10 protein-coding genes are annotated in these 12847 nt (G+C 46.5%); 3 read left to right on the top strand and 7 right to left on the bottom strand.

The features are described 5' to 3' along the window. Positions 1-277: 277 nt before the first annotated feature. Together sdhA and C161_RS24350 are read right to left on the bottom strand one after the other, a co-directional pair. Positions 278-2020 (bottom strand): succinate dehydrogenase flavoprotein subunit, encoded by a 1743-nt coding sequence (sdhA, locus tag C161_RS24355; RefSeq protein WP_036673387.1) that lies wholly within the window; start codon positions 2018-2020, stop codon positions 278-280. Between the two features lie 43 nt (positions 2021-2063). After that, positions 2064-2732: a succinate dehydrogenase cytochrome b558 subunit gene (locus tag C161_RS24350; RefSeq protein ID WP_036605792.1), complete on the bottom strand. Its 669-nt coding sequence runs from the start codon at positions 2730-2732 to the stop codon at positions 2064-2066. A 295-nt stretch (positions 2733-3027) separates the two neighbouring features. On the opposite strand from C161_RS24350, the gene C161_RS24345 reads away from it, so the two are divergent. Next, positions 3028-3957, top strand: a complete 930-nt coding sequence (locus C161_RS24345; protein WP_036673385.1) for a LysR family transcriptional regulator — start codon at positions 3028-3030, stop codon at positions 3955-3957. Positions 3958-4011: 54 nt separating this feature from the next. Here C161_RS24345 and C161_RS24340 read toward each other — a convergent pair whose 3' ends face one another. Both C161_RS24340 and C161_RS24335 read right to left on the bottom strand, forming a co-directional pair. Continuing rightward, the gene (locus C161_RS24340) at positions 4012-4683 is read right to left on the bottom strand and encodes a potassium channel family protein (protein ID WP_017692455.1); all 672 of its coding nucleotides are present in this window, start codon (positions 4681-4683) and stop codon (positions 4012-4014) included. 54 nt (positions 4684-4737) lie between these two features. Further along, positions 4738-6057, bottom strand: a complete 1320-nt coding sequence (locus C161_RS24335; RefSeq protein WP_036673565.1) for a TrkH family potassium uptake protein — start codon at positions 6055-6057, stop codon at positions 4738-4740. Between the two features lie 629 nt (positions 6058-6686). Here C161_RS24335 and C161_RS24330 point away from each other — a divergent pair. Continuing rightward, entirely contained in the window at positions 6687-8384 is a 1698-nt protein-coding gene (locus C161_RS24330) for a CPBP family intramembrane glutamic endopeptidase (protein WP_036673384.1), read from the top strand. Here C161_RS24330 and uvrC read toward each other — a convergent pair. Both uvrC and trxA read right to left on the bottom strand, forming a co-directional pair. Beyond that, complete coding sequence (uvrC, locus tag C161_RS24325; RefSeq protein WP_036673382.1) at positions 8353-10440, bottom strand: excinuclease ABC subunit UvrC; 2088 nt, start codon at positions 10438-10440, stop codon at positions 8353-8355. The genes C161_RS24330 and uvrC overlap by 32 nt on opposite strands. A 511-nt stretch (positions 10441-10951) precedes the next feature. After that, entirely contained in the window at positions 10952-11269 is a 318-nt protein-coding gene (gene trxA, locus C161_RS24320; protein ID WP_036605788.1) for a thioredoxin, read from the bottom strand. A gap of 262 nt (positions 11270-11531) precedes the next feature. Here trxA and C161_RS32480 point away from each other — a divergent pair, with 262 nt between their 5' ends. Continuing rightward, positions 11532-11687, top strand: coding sequence for a YqzM family protein (locus tag C161_RS32480; protein ID WP_143781130.1), 156 nt, complete (start codon positions 11532-11534; stop codon positions 11685-11687). A 180-nt stretch (positions 11688-11867) separates the two neighbouring features. On the opposite strand, the gene dnaI is transcribed toward C161_RS32480, so the two are convergent. Then, the gene (gene dnaI / locus C161_RS24315; protein ID WP_036673381.1) at positions 11868-12818 is read right to left on the bottom strand and encodes a primosomal protein DnaI; all 951 of its coding nucleotides are present in this window, start codon (positions 12816-12818) and stop codon (positions 11868-11870) included. Between the last annotated feature and the right edge of the window lie 29 nt (positions 12819-12847).

The raw sequence follows: 12847 nt of genomic DNA, 5'->3' as shown, positions 1-12847 counted from the left end.
GTATTGAAGTTCTGAAGCATCGCTAAGGCGCTTTGCTTCTTCTGGGTATTTCCGCTTCTTCCGCTATGTTGTGCACTGGGTAACTTTGCTGGAAAACTGCACTCCATTCATGCTGGAGGCAGTATTGAAGTTCTGAAGCATCGCTAGGGCTTTGCTTCTTCTGGGTCTTTCCTTCACTTTGATGGCAGTAACTTTGAAGAAGCTTTGCTTCTCCAAAGTTGTCCTGCCTCTTCGTTCAGGTGCATAATATTTAACTTTATAAATAAATCCGTGATATTTAATCCTTGGAGTAATCCCGGATACGTGGTGGGATCAAGGATACGTCTACTGGCTCGTACGAAATTTTCGGGCCTTCCTTCGACCAGCTTGCGATAGTCGTTTTCAGGAACTCTTCGTCATTACGTTCCGTGAATTCCGGTTTGTAATGCGCGCCGCGGCTTTCGTTACGGAGTAGAGCACCGAGAGTCATTGCTTCTGCCAGTTCAATCATGTTCCACAGTTGGCGAGTGAATGCTGCGCTCGGGTTATTCCAACCGGAGCTGTCATACATATTGATTTTGCCATAACGCTCTTTCAATTCCTTGATCTTGCCAATCGTGGCTTCAAGCTTGTCGTTGTAACGCACAACCGTCATGTTGGCTGTCATCCACTCGCCAAGCTCTTTATGAATGACATAGGCATTTTCCGTGCCCTGCATTTTCAAGATGCCTTCGTACTTGTCGCTTTGTTGTTTGGTGTGTTTCTCAAATACGGAAGATGGGATATCTGCGGACGATTTTTTAAGTCCTTTGATATATTCAGCCGCTTTTGGTCCAGCCACCATACCACCATAGATCGCAGATACCAATGAGTTTGCACCTAGACGGTTCGCACCATGGTATTGATATTCACATTCACCAGCTGCGAACAGCCCCGGAATGTTAGTCATTTGATTGTAATCTACCCACATGCCGCCCATGGAATAATGGACTGCCGGGAAGATTTTCATTGGGATTTTACGCGGGTCATCACCCATGAACTTCTCATAGATCTCAATGATTCCGCCGAGTTTAACATCCAGTTCCTTCGGATCTTTGTGCGACAGGTCGAGATAAACCATGTTCTCGCCGTTCACACCCAGACCCATATCTACGCAGACGCTGAAGATTTCACGAGTCGCGATATCACGTGGAACCAGGTTACCGTAGGATGGATATTTTTCTTCAAGGAAGTACCAAGGTTTTCCGTCTTTGTACGTCCAGATCCGTCCACCTTCACCACGCGCGGATTCAGACATGAGACGTAGCTTGTCATCCCCTGGAATGGCTGTTGGGTGAATCTGAATGAACTCCCCGTTTGCGTAATTTACACCTTGCTGATACACCGCACTTGCCGCTGTACCTGTGTTAATTACAGAGTTGGTCGTTTTACCGAAGATGATCCCCGGACCACCACTCGCCAGAATAACCGCTTCTGCAGGGAAGGTCTGTACCTTCATCGTTTTCAGATCCTGAGCCACGATCCCGCGACATACGCCTTCATCATCCAAAACTGCCTGCAGGAACTCCCAGTTCTCATATTTCGTAACCAGGCCAGCTGCTTCCCAGCGACGTACCTGCTCGTCTAATGCATAGAGCAATTGTTGTCCTGTTGTCGCTCCGGCAAACGCCGTACGGTGATGCTTCGTTCCCCCGAAACGACGGAAATCAAGCAAACCTTCCGGTGTCCGGTTGAACATTACGCCCATACGGTCCATCAAGTGAATGATGCCAGGTGCTGCTTCGCACATCGCTTTAACAGGAGGTTGGTTCGCAAGGAAGTCACCGCCGTATACCGTATCGTCAAAGTGTACCCATGGGGAGTCACCTTCACCCTTGGTATTTACCGCTCCGTTAATGCCGCCTTGTGCGCATACAGAGTGGGATCGTTTAACAGGAACCAGTGAAAATAAATGAACATGGACTCCGGCTTCAGCCGATTTGATCGCCGCCATCAATCCCGCGAGACCGCCGCCCACAATAATTACATTCGTTGATGCCATTGCTGTTCACTCCCTTATAAGTCAGCATTTATACGCTAAATGCTTAAATTAGAACTGTTTTTACTGCGTCAATCATCGAAGTAGCTGTTTGGAAATCAATGCTCCGGAAAGCAAATAGTGAAGCAATAAACATGATGGAAACAATAGCGAACAAGCTCATACATACGTAAGAGGATACACGTTGCGCACGCGGACCAACCGTAATTCCCCAGCTAACAAGGAACGACCACAGACCATTGGCAAAGTGATATGACGCCGCAACCACACTGATCATATATATCGCAAAGGTTATCGGATTCGTCACCGCATCATGTATGACGCCGCCAATCTCTTCATGGGATACATTACCCAGCGCAATCTGTACTCGCGTCTCCCATACGTGCCAGATGACGAATACAAACGTAATAATACCGCTTACCCTCTGTAACGTGTAGCGCCAGTTGCGCTCATTACCGTAACGCCCAACGTTAGGCTTGGCCTGATAAGCAATGTAAAGACCATAAACACCGTGATAGAACAACGGCAGCCAGATAAGTAATGCCTCGATCACAATAACAAGAGGCAAACCGTTCAGAAATGCAACGGCACCGTAAAAAGCTTCTTTGCCGCCTTCAACTGCCGTGAAGTTCGTCACCAAATGCTCAACAAAAAACAAACTGAGCGGAATGACGCCAAGCAAGGAGTGCAGCTTTCTGGAGTAAAACCCTTTCATAAAATGTCGATCCCCTTTCGCTAAATACAACGTTTTCATAAATGATTTCACTTATCATGACACGAATCCTTTTCCATGAAAAGGTTCGACAAATTGTTCCGTTTTCCCCAGGTGTGAACAACTTGTGTCACGGTTCATGTTACTCCTTTTTTTCTTATAAGGGAATTGCAATATAATTATTAAATGTTATAACCTATAGGTATAAGCAGTGAAACATTGGGTTTACAGGCTATACAACATGGAAAACGATTGAGCAAGGGCAAGAATCACATTCATGGAAAAGAGGTTATTGTTCATGTTTGAGGAGTTAAATGCATTTGCAGCGGTCGTGGAGCAGTCCAGCCTGAACCGTGCATCCAAGTTACTGAACTTGTCCCAACCCGCACTCTCACGCAAAATCGCCAAATTGGAGGATGAACTCGGAGTTGCCCTGTTCCACCGCCGTGGCAAACGGCTGGAGTTAACCAGTGTGGGCCAGTTCACCTATACCTACGCTGTAGAACAGAAGCAGCAACAACAGAAGTTCCTCACCATGCTGGCCCAGTATAAAGACGAAGAACAGAGCACCATTACACTTGGAGCCAGTCTGACGACGCTTCAAACTACGTTACCACCTCTCGTCAATGCCTTTATGGAGAAACATCCAAATGCCGAACTGAAACTGTTGACGGGTAAAACACATGAGATTGTGTCGTTTGTGCGTGACAAAAAAGCCGATGTGGGCATTGTCGCCTCCTCCATCAGCGAAGTGGGGCTTAACTGTGTGCCGCTCTTTGACGATCACCTGGAACTGGTTGTGCCGCTTACACACCCCTTGTCCGGTAAGGAAGCCGGGATGGAACATTTGCAGGATCTGCCGATGATCACGTTCTCCAAAGGCACCTGGTATCGCAAATTAACGGACGATCTCTTCCAGCGCTGTGCCGTGATGCCGGATATTCGTATGGAGATTGATTCCTTCGAAGCGATCATCCGACTTCTGCCTTCCGCCAAAGCTGCTGCTCTATTGCCCAAGTCATATCTTCGTCCACAATTGCTTGCGGACAATGATCTTGTTTCTGTTCATTTGCCTCAATTACAGCAGACCCGCAGAACAACTTGTATGATCTATGGGGAAAAAGAGGACCTCAGCGAGACCTCCAGACAATGGGTCAAGGAGACGGCTGCACTCTTTACAGCAAAGGCGCCATTGCCCTCACGGAGGGCTACGACGCCTTTGCCTTGATCTGAATCAGCCAGGTTCTAACGCCTGGCTTCCATATTTAACTCATGATAATTATCAGCTCTCTTGGCTGATAACCTCTTCTTCAAATCGGTCGATATCTGCATTATTACCAATAATGACCATGATATCCCCCATTTGAAGCGAATCCAGTGCCGTCGGAGCGATAATGACCCCAGCTTCTTTCTGTAACGCTACAATGCTACAACCAAAACGTACACGTGCATTCAGGGTCGAAAGGGTTTTGTTGTGCAGACAGGCGGGAACCTTCATCTCGACAATACTGTAATCATTGGATAATTCAATGTAATCCAGCAAGTTCGGGGTAACCAGCTGGTGGGCAACCCGAATGCCCATATCCCGCTCAGGATAAACGACACGATCGATCCCCAGTTTATCCAATGCGCGTCCGTGAAGGACGGATATGGCCTTGGCCACGACCGTCTTGACGCCCAGCTCTTTTAACAGAATCGCGGTGAGAATGCTCGTCTGAATATCATCCCCGATAGCAACGATACAGCAGTCAAAATTTCGAATACCCAGGGAGCGTAGCACTTCCTCATCTGTGGCATCGGCTACAACGGCATGGGTGACCAATTCACTAATGTCTTCGACGACTTCTTCATTTTTATCGATCCCGAGCACCTCGTAGCCGAGTTCCATTAATTCCTGTGCCAGACTGGAGCCAAACCGCCCAAGCCCAATCACCGCAAACTGTTGTGTTTTCATTGTTCTTCACGAACCCCTTATCCAAATCAATTTCAAAACTCACTAAAAATAGATTTATCCAATAATCATTTTGCCTTCCGGATACCTGTATAACTCTTTACCCTTTTTCTGCCCAAGTGCATACGCTAATGTGATCGGTCCAAGCCTTCCTGCAAACATCGTAAAACAGATCAGGAGTTTGCCCAATGTAGTCAGTTTCAGCGTCAGTCCGAGCGATAATCCAACGGTACCAAAGGCCGATGTCGTTTCAAATAAGATCATCATAAAACTGGCGTCTTCTGTGGTACTCAGTGCCATCGTCACAGCTATGATGAACAAAAGCGCTAGCAATGTAATGGTAAGCGCCTTGAAAATCCGTTCCTGTACGAGCCGGTAGCGGAAAAATACGATATCTTCACGTCCACGCATCATGGCGATGACCGCTCCAGCCATAATCATAAATGTCGTTGTTTTGATCCCGCCTCCGGTAGAACCCGGCGAAGCACCAATAAACATCAGGATGATCATAAAGAACTGTGTTGCCTGTCTGAGTCCGGCAATATCTACCGTATTGGCTCCTGCTGTTCGCGGCGTAACGGACTGGAAGAATGAACCGAGAATTTTGCCACCCCAGTTCAGGCCACCCAGTGTCCGCGGATTGCTAAATTCAAATACGAAAATGACAAGTGCACCAAACACAATCAACAATCCAGTCATTAACAGTACAACTTTGGAGTGCAGGGACAGCTTCCGCGTTTTGCGGTAATCCACCAGGTCTGACAACACCACAAAACCGATCCCGCCAGAGACAATCAGGAACATTGCTGTAAAATTAACCAACGGGTCATACACATAACCGGTCAGACTGCGGAAATCGCCAAACATATCAAAGCCCGCATTGTTGAACATGGAGATCGCATGCCAATAGCCATAATAAATCGCCTGTCCGACTGGCATGTCGAACGACCAGCGGATGGCAAACAACGTGCCACATATCCCTTCGATAATGAGTGAGTAGATCACAACTTTACGAATCAGCCGGACGATGCCCTCCATCGTGCTTTGGTTCATCGCTTCCTGTAGAATCAACCTTTCCCTGAGCGAGATCCGCCGTTTGAACGCAATGGCAACCAACGTGGACATCGTCATGAAGCCCAGTCCGCCAATCTGAATCAAAATCGCGATCACAACCTGACCCAGCACCGAGAAATGAGTCCCTGTATCGACCACAACCAAACCAGTGACACAAACAGCCGAAGTTGCTGTAAAGAGCGCATCAATAAATGCAAGACTGTCACCGTTACGGCTGGATACCGGAAGCATTAATAGCAGTGTGCCAACCAATATGATGCCAGCAAACCCTAACACAAGAATACGGGGTGGCGATAATCGCATCCATTGAACATTCAGTTTCACTTGAGTATCTTCCACCTCTTCTAAAATGAAAATAACTCCACACCCCGTGGAGCCTTCTTCATTTGAAATGCTGTTGCCAAACGTTAAACAAGTATGATTCAGATTAAAACGACATATATAATGAAGTTGGAATATATCCTATTCGTTCCCTTGTTGGGCGAAAGACATGCGAATCATTGCACATTTGTTTCAAAATTATAAGCGCTGCGACGTTTGTAGACAAAACGTTTTTTGTGTAAATCGGATCGAATTCAGCCAAAAAGGGAAGAACTCAGATATGGCGACGGATGGATCAGATTCTTTCGGTCCTTTTCATTCATTTTCAAGGATTTACACCTGTTTTCGTTACATCATTGGCATTCGTTGCTTGGCCTGTGCTATGTTAACTTTAATATCCATATTAGTGCGTGTTCAAAAAGGGCGGTTTTCAGTACCAAGAAGATGGGATAAAGATAGAAATGGAGTAGCGGAGCGTAGATCGAGCTACGTGAGCAACGGACATTTCGGCTGAATTCCATATTCGATGCTGATGATGCCGTTAGGCAACCTTCGTAATCAAAAGCGGACTTTTTGAACTACCTCTATCAATAAAGGAGGAACACCATTACATGAATCCCTTAGGGCAGCCTTTGCTACTCAAGGCTAACTTCAAGCGGCTGGGGTTGCTTGCGGCGATTGGCCTGATTCTATTTTTTGTATTTCAGATCTTTCCTGCAACCTCATCACAAACGACAGAAATTTCGTCTACGTCCTTCATAACCAAGGAGCAGGCGAAGCAATCCGCACGATCATTTGCAGCTTCTGTGAATGACTATACACTGCCAAATAACGATGCAAAAACCCTGGTCACCTACCAGACACATTCGGATATCTACGGATATATGGCCAAAACCAAACAACTTGATACCTATAACCAGAAATGGGAAACAAGCTATCCTTACGATGTATTCCGCGTTCGTTTGCCTGATCAAGACAAGGGCGGTTATCTTAATGTTGACGTACATATGAAAACAGGAAAAGTCGTCGGCTTCAAACGGGAACTGCCTTCTTCTCTCTATACCGCCATTGAGGCGGAGCAGGTTAGTGGACGAGTGACCACATCGCAAGTACTTGCTGAAGGCAATATATCTCTGGACGAGAAACAACAGCTCGCGGCTGGCGTTCTGACCGAATTCGGTTATGAAGTGCCGGCACTTCAACTGGAGACTCGCGATGGTGAAGCGGGACTGAAGTATGTGGATTCTGAAAAAGCCATTGGAGACTCTAAGCTTGAATTGAATTTTACGTTTGAAGAGGGTGCGGTACGATCCTTCGATCCTGGATTCTCTGTCCCTGAATCCCATACCGATTATGTGAAAGATCAAACGCGCCAAGCTAATTGGATGACTTATGGCGGTTATGCATTCCTGACCTTTGTTCTGGGCGTGCTGGCAATCATCTATAGCATTCTGACCCGAGCACATACGTCTTTCAAACGCGGGATCATTCTCTCGCTGGTGTATTTCGCAGCTTCGGTAATTGGTACGCTGAACATGATTCCACTCTTTCAGGCACAAGGGCTCTCCAGCTTCATGTTAGCGTTCCTGATGTTAATGCAGGCGGGAATTACACTGGTCATGAGTGCAACCATCTATCTGTCTCTTGTTGCTGGTGACGGCATGTGGCGCAAAATAGGTCTGAACCCATGGCCTCGTGCCAAAGAACCCGGATATGGAAAATATGTACTTCACAGCATGGTTGCTGGTTACCTGTGGGCATTCATTCTACTGGGTGTGCAATCCATCCTGTTCTTCATTCTGGAGCGAAGCATTGGCACATGGTCAACGACGTCAGCAGATCAATCTACATTTAATATGACCTATGCCTGGCTCTTCCCGATCATGGCTTGGATGGCCGGTATTGGTGAAGAAACTGTTTATCGACTGTTCGGCATTCGCATGATGCAAAAGATTGTGCGTAACACGTTTATTGCCTGTCTGATTCCAACCATCATTTGGGCACTTGGACACACATTGTATCCGATCTATCCAGTAATCACCCGTCCCATTGAGCTGTTGGTGATTGGATTGCTGTTCAGTCTGATCATGCTGCGTCACGGCTTCATTGCCGTTGTATTCGCCCATGTGATCTTCGACAGCTTGTTGATGGGACTCAGCTTGGTCTTTATGGGCGATGCCCTGAATATGACAGCCGGACTCTTCTGGATTGTACTCCCGGCCATCGTTGGATATGTGGTCTACAAATTCAATCCAAAACAAAAAGAGAAGCCGTATGTTACGACTCCTCATCCCGAAGTGCTGCAATAATCTGATTTGCCAGTTTGTCACCAATAGATAGAGGCCGGAAGTCTTCAACGCTGGCCTCTTTTATTTTGCGCAAAGAGCCAAAATGCTTCAACAGCAACTTACGCCGCTTTTCTCCAATACCCGGAATGGCATCCAAACGTGATGTCACCATCGATTTGCCACGCTGTTCCCGGTGGAACGAGATCGCAAAACGGTGGACCTCTTCCTGTATCCGCTGCAACAAGTAGAATTCCTGACTATCCCGTGGCAGGGAGATGACTTCCGGTGGATTACCGATCATCAACTGCGAAGTCTTATGCTTCGCATCCTTCACCAGACCACATACCGGAATAAACAGCCCCAGCTCATTTTCCAAAATATCGACCGCAGCCGAGATCTGTCCTTTACCACCATCGACCACAATCAGGTCAGGCTGGGTCAGGTTTTCTTTTAATACCCGTTCGTAACGGCGACGGATGACCTCTCTCATCGTTTCATAGTCATCCGGCCCTTCAACCGAACGGACCTTGTACTTCCGATATTCCTTCTTATCCGGTTTACCATCGGTAAATACGATCATGGCAGATACCGGGTTTGTACCCTGAATGTTCGAGTTATCAAATGCTTCAATACGGTGAAGCTGATCCAATCCAATAAAACGTCCCAGTCCTTCGGCAGCTTTGGATGTCCGTTCTTCATTACGCTCAATCAGACGGAACTTCTCTTCCAATGCCACACGTGCATTATCCACGGCCATGGTGATCATCTGGCGTTTCAATCCACGTTGCGGTATGAGCACTTTGATCTCCAACCACTCCTGTAAAGCAGCAGCAACCTGGGTTGGGTCTTCCAGTCCTGATGGAAGCTTTTCAGTAAAAGCAGTTGTATCCGTTATTGGAGCATCCTCTTGCATACTATCAGGTTGTTCACCTTCTGCATCTGTGGAACCTCCGTAAGCTGCACGAGTCTCAGCAACCAGTGGCTGGGAAGCGTTACTGCGCTCCACTTGTCCCATCTGCTCGAATTCTACCGTAACTGCGGCAGGCACCGATCCCTCATCATCAGATACTGTATCCAAACTTTCGTTATCCGTTGCAAGATCCTTGGGCATTTCCGGTAACAAAATTTCTTGTGGTAATGCCGGATTATCGCTGTAATACTGTGTTACATAGGACATGAAATCACTGTACGCCTCACCGTAAAACGGGAAGGTGGAGACATGGCGTTCGATCATTTTACCCTGACGCATATATAGAATCTGGACACACATCCAGCCTTTATCAATGGCAAAACCAAATACATCACGGTCTCTGGCATCGGCCATCGTAATTTTCTGTTTTTCCATCATCGCATCGATGGCGATTACCTGGTCGCGCAGTTCCTTGGCACGTTCAAAATAAAGATCCTCCGCAGCCTCTTGCATCTTACGCTGCAAATCCTTCTTGATCTCTTCGTGACCACCACTCAGAAATGAACCAATCTCTTGGGAAATCTGGTCGTACTGCTCCTTCTCCACTTCCTTCACACAAGGCGCAAGACACTGTCCCATGTGATAGTACAGGCACACTTCTTTGGGCATTACACCACATTTGCGCAGTGGATACATGCGGTCGAGCAGTTTTTTCGTTTGGTGTGCCGCATATGAGTTCGGATAAGGTCCGAAATATTTGGCTTTATCTTTCAGCACGCGCCGAGTTACTTCCAGCCGGGGGTGCTTTTCATTTGTAATTTTAAGATATGGAAATGTCTTGTCATCCTTGAGCAACACGTTGTACCGCGGCATATGTTTCTTGATCAGGTTACACTCCAGAATGAGTGCTTCCATGTTACTGCCAGTCACGATATATTCAAAATCACGAATTTCAGACACCAGACGCTGGGTCTTTCCGTTATGACTGCCGATAAAATAAGAGCGTACGCGGTTCTTCAGAACTTTAGCCTTACCAACATAGATAATGGTGCCTTCACTGTTCTTCATCAGGTAACATCCAGACATGTCTGGCAGCAAAGCGAGCTTGTGGCGAATCTGCTCCAATGCTTTCTCCTGATCCTGCAAATCATTGATGAATTGATCCATAATTCGGTGAATCCTCCTTCCCGAAAAAAGTATAAATAAAAGGTTACACTAAGCCATTCTGATTACAGTACCGTCTTCCAATCCGTTATCGGATTGTCTCTGAGTCACCTTTTTTATAAGAAGAAACTAAAGATAATTCACACTGACACTACGATGACAGAACAACCTTCCAATCCCTGTTATCCCCAGATTTTTTTCATTCCCTTTTCTCAAGGGAAAAATCTGTTGATAGCGTATGCTTCCGATGCAGCTTTCTTTCAGAAAGCTTTTAGGGGAACGCTTCGCTTCTTCAGGTTTTTTCTGTCCTCTCCGTTACTGTGTAAATAATTAGTTCCATCTATATATCAGAGATGAATCCGGGATAAACGCGAGCACTTCGCTTCTCCAGATCGGTTCTGTACTCTACATTCAAGTGTAAAAAATATTTTTACTTTATATTGTCCTATATAAAGGTATTCGACGCAAAACGCCCCCGGTATGTAAACCGGAGGCGTATGTGTAAGCCTGTAAATTATTGGTGTTTTTCGATAATTCCTTTGAGCGCATCTTTCGAGTTCAGACCAACCACTTTATCTACCGGTTGACCGTCTTTGAAGAAGATCAAAGTTGGAATGCTCATTACGCCAAAGCGGGAAGCAGATTCCGGATTTTCATCCACGTTAACTTTAGCAATTTTCACTGCATCGCCAACTTCTGTGGACAGCTCTTCCAAGATTGGAGCGAGCATTTTACAAGGACCACACCAAGGCGCCCAGAAATCAACAAGAACCGTTCCTTCGCCTTCTACTTCAGCGTTGAAGGATTGATCGGATACGTTAACAATAGCCATGAAATTGTCCTCCTTATATATACTTACGGTTTATTTTAACCTGTAACGTCGTGAACGACACTTCCAGTATAACACAGGTACGTCAAACTTGTGAATTGAACGCTGCAATGTTCATCTTCCCAACATCAAATCTTCACAATTACAGGATGTGGCATACTAACTGCAAAATCTTTACAAACGCTTTCTTTTCCAAGTATACTAAAATTACTCCGGGTTTCAGCCCCCATACGGGCAAGCTGTTTCCCCATAAGGAGGCAATAACATGGATGCAAATGTGCGGATCAACGACCCGCGTGAACATGTGAACGAGGAACCCCGCAACGATCTATTTGATCTGATCGCGGGTGTTGCCGGCATGGCCGGCCTGATGACAGTGATCTTTTTCGGTATGGTTATCTTCAAATTCCTCACCGAATAAGACACTCACAGGTCTCACGCAGGACCAGAAAAGCCCGGTTTTCGCGACAATGCGAAAGCCAGGCTTTTTTTGGGACTACTTTAGCTTTTGATTGCAATCAGCTCAGCTTCTAAATCGTAAACTCCACCGATAATTTGAAGATTAACCTTGTCCAGAACCGTTTCGTTCAATTAGATCGGTTCAACGTTTACCGCGCTGATTCTCACCCCGAACGGAGATAACATCCACAAATGGACGAATCCGGTCCATGAGACGCTGCCCTTTATTCATTTCCTCGCCGTCCCGGTTGGTGAAACTAAGGTGTTTCTCCAGCCCATCCAGATTGTAATTGGACGTATAGAACGTAGGTTTACGATTCATCCGATAGTTCAGAATGGACCCCATCACATGATCCCGAACCCAAGGGTTCAGATTCTCTGCCCCGATATCATCAAAGATGAGCAGATCACAACTTTTCAAAATATCCGTCATTTCCTTCAGCTTCTGCCCTTCACTGATCATGGATTTCAGATCCTCCACAAAGTCAGGCATATAAATAATGACACCCGTGTGGCCTGCAACCGCCAGTTCATGCAACAGGTAACACATCAGAAACGTCTTGCCCGTCCCGAATGTTCCTTCCAGAAACAGTCCTTGCGGAGATAATCCATTCTCCTTGGTCTCGCTAATATAACGAAGCACCTGATTTACTGCCGGAGCACGCATCCGATCCTTGCCCATAATCTCCACGTCGTTGTATCCGGCACTGAGCGCACGCTCGTCCACATAGAAACTGCGAATGCGTTGCTTAATAATATGTTCATTTTGCCGAGCGATATGTTTGGAACAAGGCGCTTTTATATCTATGATTTCGGGTTTACCGTTAAAATGTTCTACTTCCAGTTTGCAAAAGTGGCCCTGAAAATCGTTAGGACAGTTGTCGAGTCCCGGACAATTCGCACAGTTCTTAGAGTCTTTGGCGTACTGAAACAGCTTGCTCAGATCGGTCATGAGCTGTGCATCTTGCAGTTCAGGATGACCTGCGCGGAATTCACGTACGTACGGATTTTCCATCAATTCCGCCGCAATCCGCCGCGATTCCTCACGAAAGGCAGGGTTCAGCTGCTGAAGCAGTCCTCCCAAGGATTCCATGGCTTCAAGCCCCCTTAATGTTTCAATAT

It is taken from the genome of Paenibacillus sp. FSL R5-192 (assembly GCF_000517845.1).
In the GTDB taxonomy this organism is placed as follows: domain Bacteria; phylum Bacillota; class Bacilli; order Paenibacillales; family Paenibacillaceae; genus Paenibacillus; species Paenibacillus amylolyticus.
This window is presented reverse-complemented; position numbering and strand designations above follow the sequence as displayed.

Bases quoted from the DNA above. Each gene is read 5' to 3' on its own strand.
- sdhA (WP_036673387.1), bottom strand. From the start codon at position 2,020: ATGGCATCAACGAATGTAATTATTGTGGGCGGCGGTCTCGCGGGATTG.
- C161_RS24350 (WP_036605792.1), bottom strand. From the start codon at position 2,732: ATGAAAGGGTTTTACTCCAGAAAGCTGCACTCCTTGCTTGGCGTCATT.
- C161_RS24345 (WP_036673385.1), top strand. From the start codon at position 3,028: ATGTTTGAGGAGTTAAATGCATTTGCAGCGGTCGTGGAGCAGTCCAGC.
- C161_RS24340 (WP_017692455.1), bottom strand. From the start codon at position 4,683: ATGAAAACACAACAGTTTGCGGTGATTGGGCTTGGGCGGTTTGGCTCC.
- C161_RS24335 (WP_036673565.1), bottom strand. From the start codon at position 6,057: ATGCGATTATCGCCACCCCGTATTCTTGTGTTAGGGTTTGCTGGCATC.
- C161_RS24330 (WP_036673384.1), top strand. From the start codon at position 6,687: ATGAATCCCTTAGGGCAGCCTTTGCTACTCAAGGCTAACTTCAAGCGG.
- uvrC (WP_036673382.1), bottom strand. From the start codon at position 10,440: ATGGATCAATTCATCAATGATTTGCAGGATCAGGAGAAAGCATTGGAG.
- trxA (WP_036605788.1), bottom strand. From the start codon at position 11,269: ATGGCTATTGTTAACGTATCCGATCAATCCTTCAACGCTGAAGTAGAA.
- C161_RS32480 (WP_143781130.1), top strand. From the start codon at position 11,532: ATGGATGCAAATGTGCGGATCAACGACCCGCGTGAACATGTGAACGAG.
- dnaI (WP_036673381.1), bottom strand. From the start codon at position 12,818: ATGGAATCCTTGGGAGGACTGCTTCAGCAGCTGAACCCTGCCTTTCGT.